Genomic DNA, 16,226 nt, shown 5'->3' on the forward strand with positions numbered 1-16,226 from the left:
CTGGTCCCACAGGACCGGGTCCGCGACACGCTCGGGCCGGCGGAACGGGGCGACCGGGACCGAGCGCAGCTCGGCCGATTTCAGGGGCGGCCGGTGCGCGCGGGCCCGGGGCCGACTGTCGTTGCCCGAACACTCCACGACGACTTCAGCGAGCTTCGGCGGTCAACTCCGGGCAGTTTCCGGCCTGCGCCCGACCTCCGAACTCCCCATCGAACGGCTGGCGCCAAGCGCGGCTCAGCCCCGGTTCTCCCCCGCCGGGATCCCGTACGCCCGCTCCACCCGCAGCCTCAGCACCAGCCGCCGGTCCCGCACCATCGCCGCCCGGTACTCGTCCCAGTCCGGATGCTCGCCGACGATGTCGCGGTAGAGCCGGACGAGTTCCTCCACCGTGTCGTCGTGCGGGTCCCGCGCGACCGGCGTGAGCTCGGCCGTGCCCTCGGCGACCGTGTAGGCGCGGCGGTCGGGGCTGGTCACGTGGTACGAGGCGCGGGGGTCGCGGCGCAGGTTGCGGGTCTTGGCGCGGTCGTCGGTGATCGAGACGCGGATGACGCGCTCGTCGGGGTAGTAGGCGTGGCCGACGTTCGACAACTGGGGCCGGCCGTCGCTCTTGAGGGTGACCAGCACTCCGCCGTGGCCGTCGGACAGCAGCCGGAGGAGTGGCGCGTCGTCCTGTGTCGTGTTCTGGGTCATAACCACGACAACGGGTACGAGACATCCACCATTCCCGGTAGACACTGTCTACGACCACCTGGTAGACAGTGTCTATGAGTGATGCGGAAGCAGTCGCGGGACTGCGGGACCGGCTCGTCGACGTCGGTGTGGAGCTGGTGGCGGGGGAAGGGGCGCAGGCCCTCACGCTGCGGGAGATCGCCCGGCGGGCCGGTGTCTCGCACGGGGCACCGCGCCGCTATTTCCCCACCCACCTGGAGCTGCTGTCCGCCATCGCGCGGCGCGGCTTCGCCGAGCTGGGTGAGCGGGCGGCGGGGGTGATCAGGGACGGTACGGCGAGCCCCCGGGAGCAGGTGGCGGCGCTGGGGCGGGTCTATCTGGAGTTCGCGCTCGGCAACCCCGGGATGTACGAGTTGATGTTCCGTCATGATCTGCTGGAGAGCGGGCATTTGGGGCTTCGGGACAGCAGCCTGCCGTTGTTCGGGGTCCTGGTGGATCTCGTCGGGCGGGCCCGTCCCGGCGCGGACGCCCGCCCGGTCGCGGGCGCGCTGTGGGCGAACCTGCACGGCATCGCCCAGCTCTGGAGCTGGGGCAGCCTCCAACTGGCCACCGGCGCCGAGGACTTCGTACCCCTGCTGCGGTCCGCTCTCGACGCGCACCTCGGTCCGGAGGGCGCCCTGTGACCGCGCGTCGGCGGTTGATCCTGGCGAGCAGTGCGGCGGGGGCGGCGATCGTCGCGCTGGACGGGACCGTACTCACCGTCGTACAGCCCACGGTGCAGGGGAGTTGGGGGCCTCGCTCGCCCAGGTCCAGTGGACCGGTACCGCGTATCTGGTCGCGGTGGCAAGTCTGTTGGTGTCGGCCGGGCGGATCGGCGACCGGTACGGGCATCAGCGGGTGTTCGGGCTCGGCATGCTCGGCTTCGGGGCCGCCTCGGCCGGGATCGGCCTCGCGCCGAACGTCGGGTGGATGATCGGACTCCGTGCCGTCCAGGGGGTGTTCGGCGCGCTGCTCCAGCCGGCCACGCTCGGCATGCTGCGTGCCGCGTTCCCGCCGGACCGACTCGGCATGCCGATCGCCGTACGGACGAGCGTGATCGGTCTCGCGGCGGCCGCCGGACCGTTGGTGGGCGGGGCGTTGGTGGGCGCGGTGGGGTGGCGGGCCGTGTTCTTCCTCCATGTCGTGCCCTCGCTGGTGTTCGGCGTACTGGCCCTGACAGTGCGGGGGCCCGAGGCGCGGGAGTCGCACGACGTGCGGCTGGATCTGCCCGGGGCCCTGCTGCTCGCGCTGTCCCTGGCCGCGCTCGTCCAGGCGCTGGTGGATCTGCCCGGCTCGGCCGGTGGGCTCATGGTGTCCGTGCTCGCCGGTGCCGCCTTCGTCCGGCACGAGCGCCGTACCGCGCATCCGCTGCTGCCACCGGACGTCGTCGGGTCGGCGGCGGTCCGCGGTGCGCTCGGCATGCTCCTCGCGGCCTCGGCCGCGTTCTCCGGGACGCTGTTCGTCGTCACCTACGTCCTCCAGGGTTCGTTCGGGCTCAGCCCCTTCCAAAGCGCCCTGCGGGGGCTGCCGTTGGCGGCGGCGATGGTCCTCGCCGCACCCGGCAGCGCGATCCTGCTGCGCAGGGCGGGGGCCCGTCGTACGGCCGGAGCGGCGACGGTGGTCCTGACCCTCGGGGTGCTCGTGCTGACGCGGGCCTCGGGCACGGTCGCGGTGTGCTCCGGATTCGCCCTGCTGGGGGCCGGGTTCGGGACGGTGATGGTGGCGACGACCCAGGTGGTGGTGCGGGCGGCCGCCGTGGAGTCGGCCGGAGTGGCGGGCGGGCTCAAGCAGACCGTGGCGAACGTGGGTCCGGCGCTCGGCGTCGCCGTAGGGAGCGCTCTCATGGCCGCGAGCGGCCGGGAGTGGGCGCTCGGGGTGCTCGCCGCGACGGCTCTGACCGGCGTTCTCGCGGGGCGCGCGCTGCCGGGCCGGACAGTCGCGTCGCTCACACATCCCCCGGTTACAGGAGACCGCGCAGGTGTTCCTGAGCGACGATGAGTTCCGAGGTGTCCGGGGCCGGGTATGCGGGACCCCACCTCGTGAACGTACTTCGGAGGAGAGCCATGGCACAGCTGCGACAAGAGGTCGACCCGGACGAGGTCGGACTGGATCACAAGGCGTTGGACCGCCTGGACCAGCACTTCGCCCACTATGTCGACGTGGAGCGCCTGCCGGGGTTCCTGGTGTCCGTGGCCCGCGGCGGCCGTGTCGCCCACCTCACCGCCCACGGGCACCGCGATGTCGCCGCCCAACTGCCGGTCACATCGGACACGTTGTACCGGATCTACTCCATGACCAAGCCGGTCACCGCGGTCGCCGCCCTGCTCCTGGTCGAGGAGGGCAGGCTCTCCCTTGACGACCCGGTCGGCGACCATCTTCCGGCCTTCGCCGACATGCGGGTCTACGACAGCGGCTCGGGCGCCGACGTGAAGACCCGGCCGGTGGAGCAGCCGATGCTGATCCGGCATCTGATGACCCACACCTCGGGCCTGACCTTCGCCTTCTACCACTCGCACCCGGTCGACGCCCTCTACCGGGAGGCGCACCTGGAGTCGTCGGTGCCGCCCGGCGCGAACCTGGCAGAGGCGATCGACGTGTACGCGTCTCTGCCGCTCCAGTTCGAGCCGGGCACGCAGTGGAACTACTCCGTCGCGTCCAATGTGCTGGGCCGGGTCGTCGAGGTGGTGTCCGGGCAGCGGCTCGACGAGTTCTTCGCTGAGCGGATCTTCCAACCGCTCGGCATGCGGGACGCCGGCTTCCAGGTCCCGGACGAGAAGGCCGACCGGCTCTCCGAGCTGTACGGCGACGCCGACGGCGGCGGGATCGAGCCGATCGCCGGGCTGCCGCTGCGGGGCGGCCGGCCGCGGTTCCTGTCGGGCAGCGGCGGGATGGCGGCGAGCCCGTACGACGTGCACCGGTTCGCCGAGTTCCTGCGGCGCCGGGGCGAACTCGACGGTACTCGGCTGCTCGCGCCCGAGACCGTCGACCTGATGACCAGCAACCACCTCCCCGGCGGCGCCGACATGCGCGCCTTCGGCAGCCCCGCGCACCAGGAACCCGGCAACGACGGCATCGGTTTCGGCCTCAGCGTCTCCGTCGTCATCGACCCCGAGCGCACCCAATCCCCCACGGGGCTGGGCACGTTCGGCTGGAGCGGGGCGGCGACGACGACGTTCTGGGTGGACCCGGGCCGCGATCTCACCGTGCAGTTCATGACCCAGCTACGGCCCAAGTCCTCCCTGAAGATCATCCCGGAGCTGAAGCAGTTGGTGCACGAGGCGATCGTCGACTGACCCCCGAGGGGCGGACTACGCGTCCACCCTCAACGTGAACTCCAGCCCCTCCCCCGCCAGTTCGCTCAGCCACTCCCTCGACCGCTCCGCCGTCTCCGCCGCCCGGTTCAGACCGGACGGCAGGTCGTCGGAGAGGATGTGGCGGACGGCGAGGGACAGGGGACGCGAGACACAGCGGGCCATCGCGCTCTCCTCCTCGTCGCCGACCAGGTCGAGGAGGTAGCCGCCGGACCACGTGCCACCCGAGTCGCTCCGGACATCCAGGGACACCGCGAGGACGACCCGGTCGTGGTCGGCCTCCGTGGTCGGGTAGGTGGCGGCCAACTCCCTTGCCAGCGCGGCGATCCGGGTGTCGTCGCCCGCCTTCAGCTCCTCGAACACCGCGTCCCAGGCCCGCAGCCAGCCCTCCAGGCGCAGCGTGCCACGCACGAACGTCCGCGGTGTCCAGGCCGCCGGCAGCCCGTACTGCTCGATGAACGGCACGCTGTCCCGGTTCGGATAGACCTCGAAGGTCTCACCGTCGACGACATGCGTCCGGGTCGCCTCCCACGGGCGTACGGCGACCGTCTCCGCCCCGTCCTCCAGGTAGCGGGCCGGCGAGCGCAGCGCGCCCAGCACTCCGGCCGGGGCCCAACTGAAGCGGTACCGGAAGTCGTTGGGCACCGCGGGGACGCCGCCGCAGTACGAGGTGAGGCTGTAGGAGGCCGCCGTGTCCGCGCCGATCGCCTCCCGCGCCCGGGCGACGAGGCTGTGCGCGAAGAGGTGGTCGATGCCGGGGTCGAGTCCGGCCTCCGTGAGGACGACGATGCCCGCCTCGGCTGCCGCCGGTACCTGTTCCAGTACGGCGTCCGAGACATAGCTGGAACAGGCGAAGTGCGCCCGCCTCCGCACACAGACCGCCAGCAGCGCGGCGTGTTCGGGCGCGGGCAGCATGGAGACGACGATGTCTCCGGGCGCCAGTTCGGCGGTGAGCGCGGCGAGTTCGAAGGCGCGCGGTTCGGCGCGCCCGGTCAGGCCCAGGTGATCGAGGGCCAGTGCCGCGCGCTCCTCGGTGCGGTGCCACAGCCGCACCCGCCGGGCGGCGTCGCAGAGCAGGGCGAGCCCGCTGCCGGTGGACAGCCCGGCGCCGATCCAGTGGACGGTACCGCTCGCGCGCACCACCTCAGACATGGTCCGACTCCCCTTCCGCTACTGCGATACCGAGTGCACGGGACGTCGTACGGAACAGGTCGAGGCAGCGCCCCCACGCCCCGCCGGTCCCGAAGTCCAGGAGTTGGGGCAGGAGCGCGGCCGAGAAGTCGGTGCTGGACTCCCTCGGCAGCAGGGACGGCAGGTTGTCGATCGCGATGAGGTCGAGCGGGGGCCGCCCGCGCAACTGCCGTACGGGGGACGTCCATTCGGTCGTACGGTCGTAGACCGGCAGCACGTTGAGGGGTGAGCCCACGTCGCAGGTGACGTCCGAGACAGTGCGCAGGCGGCGGGCGGGGTCGTCGAGGTCCTCGTCGCGGAGGAAGGGCGGGACGGGGCTGGTCGCAAGAACGCAGTTGACCAGTGCGTCGTGGGCCAACAGGGCGGGGCGGTCCAGGTTCTGGGTCTCGGCCAGGTCCCAACAGGTCGGGGCGATGCCGGCCGTGGCGAACGCGGCCTGTGCTCCCCGGCCGCTGCGGCCCAGCGCGCCGATCACCAGCGCGCTGAACTCCGCGTCCCCGGCGGTGGGTTGGAGCGTCTCGTCCAGCTCCTCCTTCGAGGTGGGGGTCAGCGGTGCGAGCAGTCGGCCCCGGTGCTGGAGCACGGCCAGGGCCGCGCCCAGGTAGCCGGCCCAGAAGCCGAACGCGGCGAGGCGGCGGCCGTCGTCGTCCACCAGGTATTCGAGGTCGAGCAGCGCACCGCCCCCGGCGCCGAAGCGTCGCAGCAGGTCCGTCGCTCCCGGCTGGTCCTTGTAGACGTGCCCGAAGAAGATATGACGGTGTCGCAACTCGGCGGGTTCGTCCGGGAGTTCCTTCAGGCCGAGGATCACCGCGTCGTCCGGCGCCGACACCCAGGAACCCGCGGGTGCCACTTTGGCGCCGACCGCCTCGTACTCCTCGATCGGGAAGATCCGCTGCGGGGACTCCTCGACGGTCAGGGCCACCCCGCTCTCGACGAGCCGGCGGGCGTCGGAGGGGACGACCGGGGTGCGGCGTTCGGTCGTGCGGGCCTCGTGGCGCAGCCACAGATGCAGCTCGGTCATACCAGGTTGTCCTCCGGGCGCGGGGCGTCGGCCGCGAACCGGCCGGCGCTCAGGGGGCTGACGTCCACGAAGGGTACGTGGCCGAGGTACAGGTCGCGGAGCACCTCGCCGACGGCCGGCCCCTGGAGGAAACCGTGGCCGGAGAAGCCGGTGGCGTAGAGGAAGCGGGAGACCGAAGTCGCCTCGCCGATCAGGGCGTTGTGGTCCGGGGTGTTCTCGTACAGCCCCGCCCAGCCGCCGGTGCGGCGCAGGTCCAGGAGGCCGGGGGCGCGCCGGCGCATGGCCTCGGCCAGGCGCGGGATCCAGCGGTCGTGGGTGTCGGTGGCGAAGCCGGGACGCTCGTCGGGGTCGGACATGCCGACGAGGAGGCCGGGGCCCTCGGTGTGGAAGTAGAGGCTGGTGGTGAAGTCGATCGTCATGGGGAGCGTGGGCGGCAGTCCCGGCACGGGTTCGGTGACCGCGATCTGGCGGCGCAGTGGCTGCACGGGCAGGTCCACGCCGACCATCGCGCCGATGCCCTTGGACCAGGCGCCGGCCGCGCAGATCACCGTGCCGGTGTCGATGCGGCCCAGGGTCGTCAGCACGGCGGTGATGCGGTCGCCGTGGGTCTCGATGCCGGTGACATCGGTGTGGCGCAGGATCGTCGCACCGTGGGCGCGGGCGGCGGAGGCGTAGCCGTGGACGACGGCTTCGGGGGTGCAGTGGCCGTCGTCGGGCGAGTAGGCGGCGGCGAGGAGGCCCTCGGTGCTGATGAGCGGGGAGAGGCGGCGGGCCTCCGCCGGGTCGATCATGCGGCTGGGCACACCGAGGGAGTTCTGCAGCCGGACGCCCTTCTCGAAGGAGGCGACCTCCTCGGGCGTCGACAGCAGGAACAGATAGCCGACGCGATGTAAGTCGATGTCGTACCCGGTGTCCTCCTCGAAGCGTTCGAAGGCCTCCAGGCTGCGGGCGCCCAGTCGCACGTTGAGCCCGTCGGAGAACTGGGCCCGCACTCCGCCGGCCGCCTTCGAGGTGGACCCGGCGCCGAGTTCGTCCCGTTCGACCAGGACCACGTCTCTGACGCCGGCGCGGGCCAGGTGGTAGGTGATGCTGGTCCCGATGACCCCGCCGCCGATGACGACGACCTCAGCCTGACGCTTCACGGGCGCTCCTTCTTGCCGCGTCGACGACGGCCCAGGCCGCGGCCGCGTCCTGGATGCCGAGTCCGACGCTGTTGTAGTGGACGATGTCGTCCGGTCGGGTGCGGGCGCGGCGGCGTCCGGTGAGTACGGCGCCGAGCGGGACCAGGTCGTCGGCGCCGAGCAGTCCCTCGCGCAGGGCGTCGATGATCGGTCCGGCGTGTCCGGCGGCGGTCTCCGGGTCGTCGACCACGACGGCCGCGGACCGCCGTAGGACCTCGGGGTCGACCTCGCTGCGGGTGGGTTCGAAGGAGCCCACGCTGACGACGGTGCAGCCGGGCGCCAGCCAGGCGCCGTGCACCACGGGTGTGGTGCTGAGGGTGCAGGTCGCGACCAGGGACGCGCCGGTGACGGCCGCCTGCGCGGTGTCCACCGCCTCGACGGGGAAGGGCAGTTCGGCGGCCAGCATCGCGGCGGCGCGGGTGCGGCGCTCGGGGTGCGGGCTCCACAGGCGTACGGACTTCAGGTCCCGGACCCGGGCGATCGCGCGGACGTGGGCGAGGGCCTGGGTGCCGGAGCCGAGGACGGCGAGGTGGGCGGCGTCGGGGGCGGCCAGGGCGTCGACGGCTACGGCGCTGCCCGCGGCCGTGCGCAGGGTGGTCACCGCCGTGCCGTCCATGACCGCCACCAGCTCGCCGGTGACCGGGTCCAGCGCACTGATCACCGCGTGCACGGTGGGCAGCCCGGCTCGGGCGTTGGCGGGGTTGACGCTGCCGAACTTCGCCACCGCCCCGGTGCCCGCCGACAGCCGGGAGACATAGGCGAAGACAACGCTGTCGTCGAAGCGGCTCGGGTACATGATCTTGCCGGGCACGTCGGCTTCGCCGTCGCCGAGCGCGGTGAAGGCCGCGCGCTGCGAGGTGATGGCCGCGTCGGTGTCGAGCAGGCGCCCGACCCGGTCGCCGGAGAGGAAGAGGACGTCGTCGGTCATTCCCTCTTCCTATCCGGACTCCGCCCGCCGGAATCAGGACCAGTGCGCCACCGCGTCCAGATGGGGCAGGCGGTGGTCGAGGCGTTCCCGCTTGGTGCGCAGGTAGGTGATGTTGTTCTCGCACGGCGGGATCAACAGCGGTACCTCTTCGACCACTTTGATGCCGTGGTCCAGCAACGCCTCGCGTTTGCGCGGGTTGTTGGACATCAGGCGGACGCTCGCCACGCCCAGGTCGCGCAGGATCTCGGCGGCGACGCCGTAGTCGCGGGCGTCGACCGGCAGGCCGAGGGCCAGGTTCGCCTCGACGGTGTCCAGGCCCTCCGCCTGCAATGCCATCGCGCGCAGCTTGGCGAGCAGGCCGATGCCGCGGCCCTCGTGCCCTCTCAAGTAGACGACTATGCCCCGGCCTTCGGCGACCACAGCCCGCATCGCGGCGTCCAACTGGTCGCCGCACTCGCAGTGCTGGGAGCCGAAGGCGTCGCCCGTCAGGCACTCCGAGTGCAGCCGGGTGAGTACGTCGTCCGTGCCGATGTCGCCGTGAACCAGGGCCACTTGCTCGTCACCGCGGTCGTGGTCCAGGTAGCCGATCGCCTGGAATGTGCCGTACACGGTGGGCAAGGGAGCATTCACGACGCGTTCCACGCCCGTGGGCTGTGGAGACTTCTTCTTGCCGAGTACGCCAATGTTTTCTGTCATGATCTGGTTCCTAAGCAGAGACGAAAGGCCGTGAAACAATGAATGGTTCGGGCTCACGGACGGCGGCAAACGGACTGGTGCCGGCGGACACCACACAGGACGTACGGGTCAGGGGGGCAGGTGTCTCAACGCAGGTCGCCGTCCTTCCGGTCGGCAGTTTCGAGCAGCACGGCCCGTATCTCCCGCTGGCGACCGACACGCTCGTCGCCTGTGCCGTCGCGCGGGAGATCGCCGCGGCGTACCCGGTGCATCTCCTCCCGCCGGTGACCATGTCCTGTTCGCACGAGCACGCGGCCTGGCCGGGGACCGTCAGCATCTCTTCCGTGACCCTTCATGCGGTGGTGCGGGACATCGCGGACTCGCTCCGCCGGTCGGGGGTCGAGACCCTGGTGGTGGTCAACGGTCACGGCGGAAACTACGTACTGGGCAACGTCGTTCAGGAGTCCTCCGCGCGCGGGGAGCGGATGGCGCTGTTCCCGGCCGCCGAGGACTGGGAGACGGCCCTGGAGCGGGCCGGGGTGCTGACCTCGCCGCTCACCGATATGCATGCGGGGGAAATCGAGACCTCCATTCTTCTGCACGCTCATCCCGAATTGATCCGTCCCGGATATGAGACCTCCGATTTCGTCGCCGACGACCGTCGCCATCTCCTGACGCTCGGAATGTCCGGCTATACCGAGTCGGGCGTCATCGGGCGGCCTTCCCTGGGTTCCGCAGAAAAGGGGAAGGCCTTGCTGGCGAGCCTCGCCGATTCCTTCGGCGCGTATTTCTCGCTGCTGACCGCCGACGAATGAGCGGCTGCCGGGTCCGGTACGGCGGTGCCGGGCCCGGTGGTGCGCAGTCCCGCGTACCAGCGGGCGACCAGGACCAGCAGGCCGGGCGCGGCGGCGGCGAAGCTGAGCACGCCGTAGATGACGGCGACGGACAGTCCGCTGCTCGCGCCGAGGCCGGCGGCGCCGAACGCCCAGGCGGTGACGCCCTCGCGGGGCCCCCAGCCGCCGACGTTCAGCGGCAGGCCCATGGCGACCAGCGCGAGGACCGCGATCGGCAGCAACTGGGCGACGGAGGCGGCCGATCCGGCGGCGTGCGCGGCGACCACGAACATCGCGAGGTGGCCCGCCAGGATGACCAGCGAGGAGAGGGCGACGCCGGGCCAGTTGGCGCGGGAGAACAGTCCGGCGCGGACCTCGTCGAGGGTGGTGCGCAGGGCACGGCTCCGACGGGTGGCGGTGGGCGGACGGTTCATCCGTACGGCGGCCACGACCGCGAGCGCTCCGACGGCGGCGAGCAGGACCAGCGGGGCGATGCTGCGCGCGTCGGACATCACCGGGGAGTCCAGGCCCAGCAGGACCGCCACCCCCACGACGGCCAGCGCGATCTGCCCCGCGACGCGTTCCAGGACGACGGCCCGTACGGCGCGGCCCATGTCGCCGGCGCTCTGTCCGTGGCGGACCGCGCGGTGCACGTCGCCGAGGATGCCGCCGGGCAGGGCCGCGTTGAGGAACAGGGCGCGGTAGTAGTCGGCGACGGCGGGGCCGAGCGGCAGCTTGATGCGCAGCCCGCGGGCCACCAGGGCCCAGCGCCAGGCGCTGAAGACGGTGGTGACCAGGCCGATGCCGAGCCCGATCAGCAGGGTCGGTACGTCGATGCGGCGCAGACCGTCCAGGAAGACGCCGGTGCCCAGGCGCCAGAGGAGGACGCCGAGGATGGTGATGCCGGCGACCGTGCCGAAGTGGGTGCGTACCGCGCGGGAGTTCACCCGGTTCAGGATCGCGCGCAGGACGCGGCGGGCGCGGGAGGCGGGCTCTGCGGCGGGGCGCGGGGCGGCGACGATCACCCCGATGCGGTCGCCGGAGACGGCCGCGCTGTGCAGCGGTGGGGTGTGCGCGGGGCGTTGGCGCACCTCCTCCACGGGGGCCTGGGCGCGCAGTTCGAGGGCGACCGGCGCGGGCCGGTCGACGCGCGCCCGGCGGGTCCTGGTGCCGGGTCGCGGTGCGACCGTCCGCATCGTCTCGACGCTCATGACGTCCCCCCTGTGGGCCGGGCCAGCGCCAGCAGATCGCTGTGGTGGACCAGCACGGTCAACTCCCCTGCCGCGCAGGCCGCGAGGCGCCGCGCGAGATAGCGGTCGGCGCGCTCCTTCAGTTCGGGGCGCTCCTCGACGGCCGCGCCGACCCAGCCGCGCAGCCACTCGGCGGTCAGCGCGAGATGGTCCGGGCCGAGCCGCCAGGTGCTGGGGTGGACGCGGACCGTCGCGCCGTGCGCGGCGAAGGCCTCGCAGGTGACGGTGACGGCGTCCGGGCCGAGGAGTCCGTCGCGCCGCTGGTGGGCGTTGAACGCGTCGGCGATCTCGGCGTCCATCGGGTCGGACGGAGTGAGTTCGACCCGCCCGGCGACGGAGAGGGTGAGCAGCGCGGGGCAGCCGGCGCCGACACAGGCGGCGACGAGGGCGTCGACCTCCTCGCGGGTGAGGACGTCGAGCAGGGCGGAGGCCGTCACCAGCGAGGCGCCGACCAGCGCGTCCGGGGTCAGCCGGGCCACGTCGCCGCGCCGGGTCTCGACCGTGACGCGGCTGCCGTCGGCGGCGGCGCGCGGGGAGGCCACGGCGGCGAAGTGCAGGAGGTAGGGGTCGCGGTCGTGCAGGATCCAGTGCTGGGCGCCGTCGAGGCGGGGGGCGAGCCACCGCCCCATCGAGCCGGTGCCGCAGCCCAGGTCGTGGATGACGACCCCGGACCGCCCCGGCAGATTGGCCAGCCGAATCCGCAGCGGGTCGAGCAGCTCGGGCGCCCGCGCAGCGGCGTCGGCCCCTTCCCTCAACTCCAGCCACTCGGGCGCGTACCGGGGCGGATCGTCGGGCCCGACGTCCCGCAGCCGTACGGTGGCCCGCTCACCGGACGGGTTCGCGGGACCGGCACCGGGGATCACGGCACCGGACGCGGCATCCGTCGACGGCACGGATCCGGCCTCCGCAGAAGCCTTCGCTGCCGCGGGCCCCGCTTCACTGGCGGCCGACGGATCTGGCGTGGCCGCCGAGGTCGGCACGACCGTTGCGTCAACCGCCGACACCACGGATCCGGCCTCCACAGAAGCCTTCGCTGCCGCGTGCCCCGCCTCACCGGCGGCCACCGCGGCCGGTACCGCCGGCCCACCAACCGCCGACACGACGGATCCGACCTCCGCAGAAGCCTTCGCCACCGGGCGCCTCGCCTCACTGGCGGCCACCGCGGCCGGAGTTGCGGGCCCGCCGACCGTCGGCAGCGCGGATCCGGTCTCGGCCGGTGTCTTCGCCGCCACCCCGTGTCCCGCCTCACCGGCAACCACCGGATCCGGCGCGGCCACCGCGGCCGGCGCCGTCGGCCCGCCGAGCGTCGGCAGAGCGGACCCTGCCGAGGCCGGAGTCTTCGCCGCCGCGGCCACCGCGACCGCCTCGTCCGCCGGCGCGGGGTTCGCCATCACGTCCTCCGGTCCCGGCTGCTGGGCCGTCGTGTCCATCGGTGCGGGCTGCGTCGGGGGCACCAGCATGCCCAGGGGGACGCCCCTGGGTCCCGGCTGCGCCGGAATGCGCCGGCCCTCGACCTGGGTGGTCGTCGTCTTCCTCATGCCGCCCTCCGGGATTCGCTGGGAAGCCGGGTGAGTACGCCGGCGAGGCTGCGGGCCGTGGTGGCCCAGCCGTCGAGGGCCGCGCGGCGGCCCCGGGCCGCCGCCTTCAGACGTCGGCGCACGTCGGCCTCGCCGAACCAGCCGCGCAGTTCGGCGGCGAGGGCGGCGGGGTCCTCCGGCGGGACGAGGATGCCGGGCACCCCGCCGTCGGGGGCGCGGCCGACCGCCTCGGGGAGGCCTCCGACGTCCGTGGCCAGCACGGGGATCCCGCGCGCGAGGGCCTCGGTGACGGCCATGCCGTAGGTCTCGGCGTACGACATGAGGACCATGAGGTCGGCGGAGGCGTAGCTGGCGTCGAGTTCGGCGCCGGCCTGCGGGCCCGCGAGGTGCAGCCGGTCCTGGAGGCCGTACTGCCTGATGAGGCCGCGCAGGTGGTCTACGTACTCCGGGTCGTGGCCGAGGCCGCCGACGCAGACGCAGGTCCACGGCAGGTCGGCGGCCGCGGCGAGGGCCTCGATCAGCCGGTGCTGGCCCTTGCGCGGGGTGACGGCGGCGACGCACAGGAGGTGGGAGACGCCGTCGGTGCCGGAGGCGAGCGGGGCGATGTCGGCGCCGGGGGTGGCGACATGGACGCGCTCGGGGGCGAGGCCGTGGTGGGAGACGAGGCGGCGGACCGCCCAGTCGCTGGTGCCGATGACCGCGGACACCGCGCGCAGGACGGTGCGCTCCTTGGCGTCCAGCTCCGCGGCGACGGCGGCGTCCAGGCCGGTCTCGTCGCCGAGCGGGAGGTGGACGAGGACGGCGAGGCCTAGCCGGTCGGCCTCGGGGACGACGATCTCGGGGACGCCGCAGGCCACGATCCCGTCGAGGAGCACGGCGGCGCCGTCCGGCAACTCGCGCAGCGTCCGGGCGAGTTCCGCGCGGGCGGCGGCGTCCGGCCGGGGCCACTCGCCGTCCACGGCGTGCTTGTGGACCTGCCAGCCGAAGCCGGGCAGGTCCAGGCTGACGCGCCGGTCGTAGGCGTTGCCGCCGCTCGGCGCGGCCGGGTCGTCGACACCGCCGGGCATCACGAAGTGCACGGTGCGCAGGGACATGGGGATGATCTCGGTATTCCGGGAGGCCGCGCGCTGCGCGGGCAGGAATCCCAGCGAGGGGGCGCGGTCGATGGTCACGTCGCTCACAGGGCACGCTCGTAACTCGCCCAGGCGACGTGCGACTCGTGCAGGGTGACCTGGAGGGCGGCCAGGCCGCGGGCGCCCTCGCCCAGCGCGCCCTTGTCGATCCGCTCGGCGAGCCGGTCGGCGATGACCTTCGCGAGGAACTCCGTCGAGGTGTTGACACCGGCGAAGTCGGGCTCGTTGTCGAGGTTTCTGTAGTTCAACTCGCTGACCACTGCGCCCAGTTCCTGGGTGGCCAGTCCGATGTCGACGACGATGTTGTCGTCGTCCAGCTCTGCGCGGCGGAAGGTGGCGTCCACGAGGAACGTGGCTCCGTGCAACCGCTGCGCGGGCCCGAACACTTCGCCGTGGAAGCTGTGGGCGATCATGATGTGATCGCGGACGGTGATGCTGAACAACGGACGACCCTCCAGGTGCGGCGCGTCTGGTCCCCTGGCTGATCCCTGCCGGGGGATGCCGTGTAGTACGGCTGCACGCCTCCCCCTGTTCAGCCCTCTCTCACTCTTTTCTCAGGTCAGACGCTCTTGTCGTAGGGACTGGTGGTACGGAATTGAACGTTTCTCAGCCGAGGTCGGTGTAGCGGACCCGGTGGCACAGGGCCGGAAGCTCTCCTGAGGCGAGTCTCGGCAGCAGCTGAGGCAGCTCCTCGAAGTCGCTCTCGCCGGTGACCAACGCGTCGAGCGCGGGGTCGGCGAGCAGGTCCAGGGCGAGGGCGAGCCGGTCGGCGTAGCTGCGGCCGGCCCGGTTCGGGGAGACGGTGCCGACCTGGCTGCTGCGGATGACCAGGCGGCGGGAGTGGAAGGCCTCGCCGAGCGGGAGGCTGACCTTCCGGTCGCCGTACCAGCTCAGTTCGAGGACCGTGCCCTCCGCGCTGAGGAGTTCCAGTGCGCGGGCGAGGCCCTGTTCGGTGGCGCTGGCGTGGACGACGAGGTCGCACTCGCCGAGCGCGTCCCCGGGCAGCGCGAAGCCGACGCCGAGGGCCTCGGCGGTCTTGGCGCGCTCCGGGTCGGCGTCCACCAACTGGACGCGTACGCCGGGGAAGCGGGCCAGCAGCGCGGCCACCGAGCAGCCGACCATGCCGCCGCCGACCACGGCGATCCGGTCGCCGATCAGCGGCCTCGCGTCCCACAGGGCGTTGACGGCGGTCTCCACGGTTCCGGCGAGGACGGCCCGCCCGGCGGGCACGGAGTCGGGCACCGGTGTCACGGCGCTCGCGGGGACGACGTAGCGCGTCTGGTGCGGGTAGAGGCAGAAGACGGTGCGGCCGAGCAGCGCGTCCGGGCCCTCCTCCACCACCCCCACATTGAGGTAGCCGTACTTCACCGGGCCCGGGAAGTCGCCCTCCTGGAAGGGGGCCCGCATCGCCGCGTGCTGGCTCTCGGGCACGCCCCCGCGGAAGACCAGGGTCTCGGTGCCGCGGCTCACGCCCGACCACAGGGAACGGACCAGCACCTCGCCCTCGGCGGGGTCCGGCAGGTCCACCTCGCGGACCTCGCCGTGACCCGGAGCGCCGATCCAGAACGCCCGTGCGGTGCGCTTCATCGGAATCCTCCTGAACGATCGGGAAGCTGTTCACGTACGGGTAACCACAGGCCGCGCACAGTACGCGGCGTTGATCGACTCTGTCATCTGGCCGGAGGGTGTGCGGTGGCCCTGAACAACACATACGAAGCAAGGCTGGTCCAGCAGGAGACCGCTGTGGGAGCGGGCGTGCAGATCCTGTTGCTGGCTTTGCTCGGCACGGCGATCGGGATGGGCCCGGCGGGCTGGCTGACCGGCCTGGCGTTCGCGATCGCCACCTGGGCCGTGCTCTCCCAGGCGCTGCACCGGACCCGGACCCGTTCCTTCGGCCCGGCCAACCGGGTGACGCTCGGCCGGGCCATCCTGGTCGGCGGGGTGACCGCGCTGGTCGCGGACTCCTTCGAGAGTTCGCCGCCGGTCACGCTGCTCGTCGGACTGACGGCGGTGGCCCTGATCCTGGACGGCGTCGACGGCAAGGTCGCCCGGCGCACGGGTACCTCGACCGCGCTGGGGGCGCGCTTCGACATGGAGGTCGACGCGTTCCTGATCCTCGTGCTCAGCGTCTACGTCTCGACGCGGCTCGGCCCGTGGGTCCTGCTGATCGGCGCCATGCGCTACGGCTTCGTCGCGGCGGCCCGCGTCTGGCTGTGGCTCAACGCCCCGCTCCCGCCGAGCACGGCCCGCAAGACGGTCGCCGCGATCCAGGGCATCCTGCTGCTCCTCGCGGGCGCGAACCTGCTGCCGCAGGCGGCCAACATCGGCGTGGTCGCGCTCGCGCTGGGCACGCTGGTGTGGTCGTTCGGCCGCGACATCCTGTGGCTGTGGCGGACCTCGCGGGTCGAGGAGATCCCGGCGGAGGAGAAAGTGCTGGAGTTGGTCGCGCAGTAGGGG

14 protein-coding genes and 2 pseudogenes are annotated in these 16,226 nt (G+C 72.7%); 5 read left to right on the forward strand and 11 right to left on the reverse strand.

Annotated elements, in window-relative coordinates; translation table 11 throughout:
• Window positions 1-234 precede the first annotated feature (234 nt).
• Window positions 235-690, reverse strand: coding sequence for a PPOX class F420-dependent oxidoreductase (locus ABZT04_RS28085; protein ID WP_356059766.1), 456 nt, complete (start codon window positions 688-690; stop codon window positions 235-237).
• A gap of 74 nt (window positions 691-764) precedes the next feature.
• On the opposite strand from ABZT04_RS28085, the gene ABZT04_RS28090 reads away from it, so the two are divergent.
• The 3 genes and pseudogenes from ABZT04_RS28090 to ABZT04_RS28100 all read left to right on the forward strand — a co-directional run bounded on the left by ABZT04_RS28090 (window position 765) and on the right by ABZT04_RS28100 (window position 4,001).
• The gene (locus ABZT04_RS28090) at window positions 765-1,352 is read left to right on the forward strand and encodes a TetR/AcrR family transcriptional regulator (RefSeq protein ID WP_356059767.1); all 588 of its coding nucleotides are present in this window, start codon (window positions 765-767) and stop codon (window positions 1,350-1,352) included.
• A pseudogene (locus tag ABZT04_RS28095) lies at window positions 1,349-2,706 on the forward strand (MFS transporter). The gene ABZT04_RS28090 and the pseudogene ABZT04_RS28095 overlap by 4 nt, the downstream one beginning before the upstream one ends.
• Window positions 2,707-2,771: 65 nt before the next feature.
• The gene (locus tag ABZT04_RS28100; RefSeq protein ID WP_356059768.1) at window positions 2,772-4,001 is read left to right on the forward strand and encodes a serine hydrolase domain-containing protein; all 1,230 of its coding nucleotides are present in this window, start codon (window positions 2,772-2,774) and stop codon (window positions 3,999-4,001) included.
• 15 nt (window positions 4,002-4,016) lie between these two features.
• On the opposite strand, the gene ABZT04_RS28105 is transcribed toward ABZT04_RS28100, so the two are convergent.
• Genes ABZT04_RS28105 through ribA form a run of 5 tightly spaced genes read right to left on the reverse strand, consistent with a single transcriptional unit; the run spans window position 4,017 to window position 9,036 of the window.
• Window positions 4,017-5,171 carry a saccharopine dehydrogenase family protein gene (locus ABZT04_RS28105; RefSeq protein ID WP_356059769.1) on the reverse strand — a complete coding sequence of 385 codons (1,155 nt, stop codon included), beginning with the start codon at window positions 5,169-5,171 and terminating at the stop codon, window positions 4,017-4,019.
• On the reverse strand, window positions 5,164-6,231 hold the full coding sequence (locus ABZT04_RS28110) for a saccharopine dehydrogenase (RefSeq protein WP_356059770.1): 1,068 nt from the start codon (window positions 6,229-6,231) through the stop codon (window positions 5,164-5,166). The genes ABZT04_RS28105 and ABZT04_RS28110 overlap by 8 nt, the downstream gene beginning before the upstream one ends.
• Window positions 6,228-7,373, reverse strand: coding sequence for an FAD-binding oxidoreductase (locus tag ABZT04_RS28115; protein ID WP_356059771.1), 1,146 nt, complete (start codon window positions 7,371-7,373; stop codon window positions 6,228-6,230). Before ABZT04_RS28115 ends, ABZT04_RS28110 begins: the two co-directional genes overlap by 4 nt.
• Window positions 7,357-8,340 (reverse strand): ornithine cyclodeaminase family protein, encoded by a 984-nt coding sequence (locus ABZT04_RS28120; RefSeq protein ID WP_356059772.1) that lies wholly within the window; start codon window positions 8,338-8,340, stop codon window positions 7,357-7,359. Before ABZT04_RS28120 ends, ABZT04_RS28115 begins: the two co-directional genes overlap by 17 nt.
• A gap of 33 nt (window positions 8,341-8,373) precedes the next feature.
• Window positions 8,374-9,036 carry a GTP cyclohydrolase II gene (gene ribA, locus ABZT04_RS28125; protein WP_356059773.1) on the reverse strand — a complete coding sequence of 221 codons (663 nt, stop codon included), beginning with the start codon at window positions 9,034-9,036 and terminating at the stop codon, window positions 8,374-8,376.
• A gap of 38 nt (window positions 9,037-9,074) precedes the next feature.
• Here ribA and ABZT04_RS28130 point away from each other — a divergent pair, with 38 nt between their 5' ends.
• Window positions 9,075-9,830, forward strand: a complete 756-nt coding sequence (locus ABZT04_RS28130; protein WP_356059774.1) for a creatininase family protein — start codon at window positions 9,075-9,077, stop codon at window positions 9,828-9,830.
• A gap of 152 nt (window positions 9,831-9,982) precedes the next feature.
• Here ABZT04_RS28130 and ABZT04_RS28135 read toward each other — a convergent pair.
• From ABZT04_RS28135 to ABZT04_RS28155, 5 genes and pseudogenes are all read right to left on the reverse strand, one after another.
• Window positions 9,983-11,059: pseudogene (locus tag ABZT04_RS28135) on the reverse strand (lysylphosphatidylglycerol synthase transmembrane domain-containing protein); the annotation flags it as partial.
• Entirely contained in the window at window positions 11,056-11,991 is a 936-nt protein-coding gene (locus ABZT04_RS28140) for a trans-aconitate methyltransferase (RefSeq protein ID WP_356059870.1), read from the reverse strand. The gene ABZT04_RS28140 and the pseudogene ABZT04_RS28135, both read right to left, overlap by 4 nt.
• A gap of 641 nt (window positions 11,992-12,632) precedes the next feature.
• A complete protein-coding gene (locus ABZT04_RS28145) occupies window positions 12,633-13,817 on the reverse strand; it encodes a glycosyltransferase family 4 protein (protein ID WP_356059775.1) in 1,185 nt (394 codons plus the stop codon).
• Complete coding sequence (locus ABZT04_RS28150; protein WP_355921855.1) at window positions 13,814-14,212, reverse strand: 6-carboxytetrahydropterin synthase; 399 nt, start codon at window positions 14,210-14,212, stop codon at window positions 13,814-13,816. Before ABZT04_RS28150 ends, ABZT04_RS28145 begins: the two co-directional genes overlap by 4 nt.
• 163 nt (window positions 14,213-14,375) lie before the next feature.
• Window positions 14,376-15,356, reverse strand: coding sequence for a dehydrogenase (locus ABZT04_RS28155; protein WP_356059776.1), 981 nt, complete (start codon window positions 15,354-15,356; stop codon window positions 14,376-14,378).
• 105 nt (window positions 15,357-15,461) lie between these two features.
• Here ABZT04_RS28155 and ABZT04_RS28160 point away from each other — a divergent pair, with 105 nt between their 5' ends.
• Window positions 15,462-16,223 carry a CDP-alcohol phosphatidyltransferase family protein gene (locus tag ABZT04_RS28160; protein ID WP_356059777.1) on the forward strand — a complete coding sequence of 254 codons (762 nt, stop codon included), beginning with the start codon at window positions 15,462-15,464 and terminating at the stop codon, window positions 16,221-16,223.
• Window positions 16,224-16,226 lie beyond the last annotated feature (3 nt).

This window comes from Streptomyces sp. NPDC005492 (genome assembly GCF_040605995.1).
In the GTDB taxonomy this organism is placed as follows: domain Bacteria; phylum Actinomycetota; class Actinomycetes; order Streptomycetales; family Streptomycetaceae; genus Streptomyces.